Below are 3,421 nucleotides of genomic sequence, written 5' to 3' on the forward strand. Positions count from 1 at the left end.
GTTTATCTAACACAATTTTTTTATCTGATTGCGGATAACTGATAGTGATTGGATAGGCAGCGGCAAGATTTTCATAAATAACCTGTTCAAGGCTTTGCTCACAAGTTTGTTCGACCTCGTTCCATACACCTGCTATTTTTGCACACTCTTCTGCTGAGTTGATTTTGCTTTGCACAAAGTAAAAGATGGCTACGGCAAAAACGATTACAAATAAAATTTGATTGAATCTTTTATGCATGACTAAATCTCCAGATTTAGGTCTATTAATAAAGATTGAAAAAAATCATCTAAGGGAGCATTAATCTCAACTAACTGTCCGGTTTTAGGATGATTAAACGATAAATAGGCAGCATGTAACAGTAAACGATGACAGTCAAAATTATCACGGAACATAGCATTATGTTTACCATCGCCATGCGAAGTATCACCCACTATCGGATGACGCAGATGCGCCATATGGCGGCGCAGTTGATGTTTACGCCCCGTTTTGGGAATCAGTTCCATCAAGCTGTAACGCGACTGCGCATAAGGGCGAACCGCAATCGGCAGCTCTGTTTTTGCTAAACAGCGATACTGTGTAAACGCCTCCTGTGCGGGTTTATCCTGCAGCGCCTGTTTATCTGCAATTTTATCGAGATCTTCTTTAAGCGCGTAATCCAGCTCTCCGTCTTCTAAATAACCGCGAACAACGGCTAAATAACGTTTCTCTGTTGTATGCTGAAAAAACTGTTCACTAATATTTTTAGCACTCTCTTTATCCAGCGCAAACAGTAAAATGCCGGAAGTGGGTCTATCTAATCTATGTACAGGGTAAACATATTGACCAATTTGATTACGTACTTTCTGTAGTGCGAATTCAGTTGCATGGCAATCTAACCAACTACGGTGTACTAACAGGCCGGAGGGTTTATTAACCGCGACGATAAATTCGTCCTGATAAAGAATCTCCAGATCCGAGCTAGTCGCTTTAACGTTAAGATCTTGATCTGCAAACGTCTCTGCAAAGTCTATTTCTTGATTCTCTGCTGATTGACTCATCAGTTTATCTCTCTCTTTCATTTATCAATAAATCGATACGCCCGATAATATTGGTGATATTAGCGCTATTGACGGACTGACTTTTAAAGTACTCACTTGCCATCGGTAATACAGACATTGACTCTGGCAGGGGCAAAGAAAACTGTAATAAGTGACTCATTTTATCGATAAAGATAAATTGCAGCCACTGCACAAAAGTTAAGGTATCAATTGCAAAGGGTTCACTGCTGCTTAACGCTTGCTCGCTCGGAGCCGTGTTTTGCCATAAATTAAGCAGGCGTAATTCATGCTCTAATTCATTTAAAAGTTGTAACAGCAAATGGCGTTTTTTGCTGGACTCAGGCTGTAATGCCAATTCATTCTCTAACATCTGCTTTTTCTCAATTTAGAAACCGTCCGTAATATATACCCAAGCTACCTGAAGATGCAGGAATCAGCAAGACGAGAGGTAACCATATTCAAGGCATGAAGTTGAAGGTTTAGTCATTCTACATCAATACTTCATAACGCCGAAGATGGTTGTCTCTCGACTTGCCTCATGGGAGGTTCGCCCGAAAGCCAGCTCTGCGTTATAACATTTGAAAAGGGAATAACCATTCTCTTCATGTTATGCCTTGATCTGGCATCCGGGCGAGCCTCTGAATCTGCATCTTCAGGCAGCTTGGGTATAACATCCGAGATATCAAACGGCATAAATTCCTGCATCTTGAGGTGGCTTGGGTATATAATCACTGCACGTTATGAACTACAGAATAAAATCGCTATGAATATGAACACCCTCACTGACTTTTTACAAGAATCACAATGCCAATTTCGAATTTATGATTTAGGTCGTAAAGTAGCTAAAATTTCCAATAGTGATTTTAAAAAAATTGAACATAACGATCTGCCTTATCCCTATCCGATTCAACAGCACGCCTTTATCGCAATAACCTTTTGGCAAGTGGGCAAGCAGCAAGAACATTTTATCTGGTTTTTAAGAATGCCGTTAGATGAACAGGGATTTCTGAAAATAACCGCGCAAAGCAGCTTTATTAAAATGGTAGTGGAAGCTATGGGTAAAGATTTAACGGCAGAGATCGGCAAAGAGTTACAAGAATCTTTAGCAAGTAATCCGTTTATATTTAAACCAAATGCTGAAAAACTGGCGATTTTTAATGCCAGTATCAATGCAGCTTTTATTCGTCCAGCTTCCTCTTTTTATCCTGCTGCATTAAACTATTTTTCGGGCGCGACAAACTGGAATGAATGGCAAGAGTTGGGTATTCAAGGTGTTGCAGATATAACGGCACGTTTAGCTTATGATAATAACCAGCAAAATCTAATTAATGCCCTGCCCCATCTGCCTCAGCAGCCATTACAAACGCTAGCTTTATGTCTAGAGCATCAAGATCAAATTAGTACTGAGTTAGCGACAGCTATCGCCAAACTGGCGGATATTGAACTGCAGGCCAATCATCAAGGCAACGCGATTTTATTACTGCGTGCACTGGCAAGTGCGCGTGCAGTCGGCATAACCAAAGCGCTGTTAGAAAAACAATTTTCCTCAGAGCTCATTTATAATGAACATTGGTATGTTGGCATTGCCGGACGACTATGGAATATGCTTGAAGATGAAACCTTGCTCAATCGCTTTTTTGAAAGCTTAGCCAATCATCATGCCTCACTATTTCCGCAACTGTTTACCGATTTGGTGGCAATTCCCGCTCTGCGCGATAAGGTACTAAAACAGTTACGTTTAAGCGCGCGCTCTCCAGCTTTATCTGAGGCGATTGGTATTCTATTTTCCGGCGTAAACAAATAATTAAGGAGTATTTATGACAGATCTGCTGTTTATTCTGTTTTCAGTGCTGGTCGGCACGCTTATTTGGAAGTTACGTCAACAATCTGAATATGCCAAAGAGCTAATCACCAACCACTGCTTTAAGCTCGATCTGCAACTGCTTTCAGTGGCGCGATCCCAGTTTAATTTCAAGTTAGGAAAGAATTTCCTACAGGCCAGTTTCGTTTTTGAATTTAGTAGCGATAACGATAACAGCTATCAAGGGCATTTATTCTTATCCGGGTTACATAGGCCGAGATTTGAGCTGCCTGTTTACCGCACTTTTGAAGATCCAAATACACTTCATTAATTAAACCATCAACAAGGCTGACCATGGAAAGAATTATTTTAATTGCTCAACAACTCAGCAGAGAAGGCAAAGTGCCTAATACCGCACTGATTAAAGCGCGTTTACCAAAAAATGTACCGCTACCTATGATTATTCAAGGTTTGAAAATGTGGAAAGAAAATCCACAAAAAGAGATAAATGTTGCAACCGAGCCAGCCCTTACGGCTTGTGCAGGCAATGAAAACAGCGGCAGTTTTGATGCTTTATTAGAC

The 3,421-nt window shown here is 40.6% G+C and carries 6 protein-coding genes; 3 read left to right on the forward strand and 3 right to left on the reverse strand.

Annotation, left to right across the window (positions count from 1 at the left end; genetic code table 11):
* From AC4GME_RS15715 to AC4GME_RS15725, 3 genes are all read right to left on the reverse strand, one after another.
* Positions 1–238: hypothetical protein (locus tag AC4GME_RS15715; RefSeq protein ID WP_490379730.1), on the reverse strand; the 238-nt coding region annotated here is incomplete at its 3' end.
* A 2-nt stretch (positions 239–240) separates the two neighbouring features.
* Positions 241–1,038 (reverse strand): tRNA pseudouridine(65) synthase TruC, encoded by a 798-nt coding sequence (gene truC / locus AC4GME_RS15720; RefSeq protein WP_490375568.1) that lies wholly within the window; start codon positions 1,036–1,038, stop codon positions 241–243.
* Between the two features lie 4 nt (positions 1,039–1,042).
* The gene (locus tag AC4GME_RS15725) at positions 1,043–1,408 is read right to left on the reverse strand and encodes a YqcC family protein (RefSeq protein WP_490375567.1); all 366 of its coding nucleotides are present in this window, start codon (positions 1,406–1,408) and stop codon (positions 1,043–1,045) included.
* A 393-nt stretch (positions 1,409–1,801) separates the two neighbouring features.
* Here AC4GME_RS15725 and AC4GME_RS15730 point away from each other — a divergent pair, with 393 nt between their 5' ends.
* The 3 genes from AC4GME_RS15730 to AC4GME_RS15740 all read left to right on the forward strand — a co-directional run.
* On the forward strand, positions 1,802–2,842 hold the full coding sequence (locus tag AC4GME_RS15730) for a DUF3549 family protein (RefSeq protein ID WP_490375566.1): 1,041 nt from the start codon (positions 1,802–1,804) through the stop codon (positions 2,840–2,842).
* A 13-nt stretch (positions 2,843–2,855) separates the two neighbouring features.
* On the forward strand, positions 2,856–3,170 hold the full coding sequence (locus AC4GME_RS15735; protein ID WP_490375565.1) for a DUF3301 domain-containing protein: 315 nt from the start codon (positions 2,856–2,858) through the stop codon (positions 3,168–3,170).
* Positions 3,171–3,193: 23 nt separating this feature from the next.
* Positions 3,194–3,421, forward strand: a 228-nt coding sequence (locus AC4GME_RS15740; RefSeq protein ID WP_490379731.1) for a hypothetical protein, incomplete at its 3' end; no start/stop codon positions are given.

Source organism: Psychromonas sp., assembly GCF_983033635.1.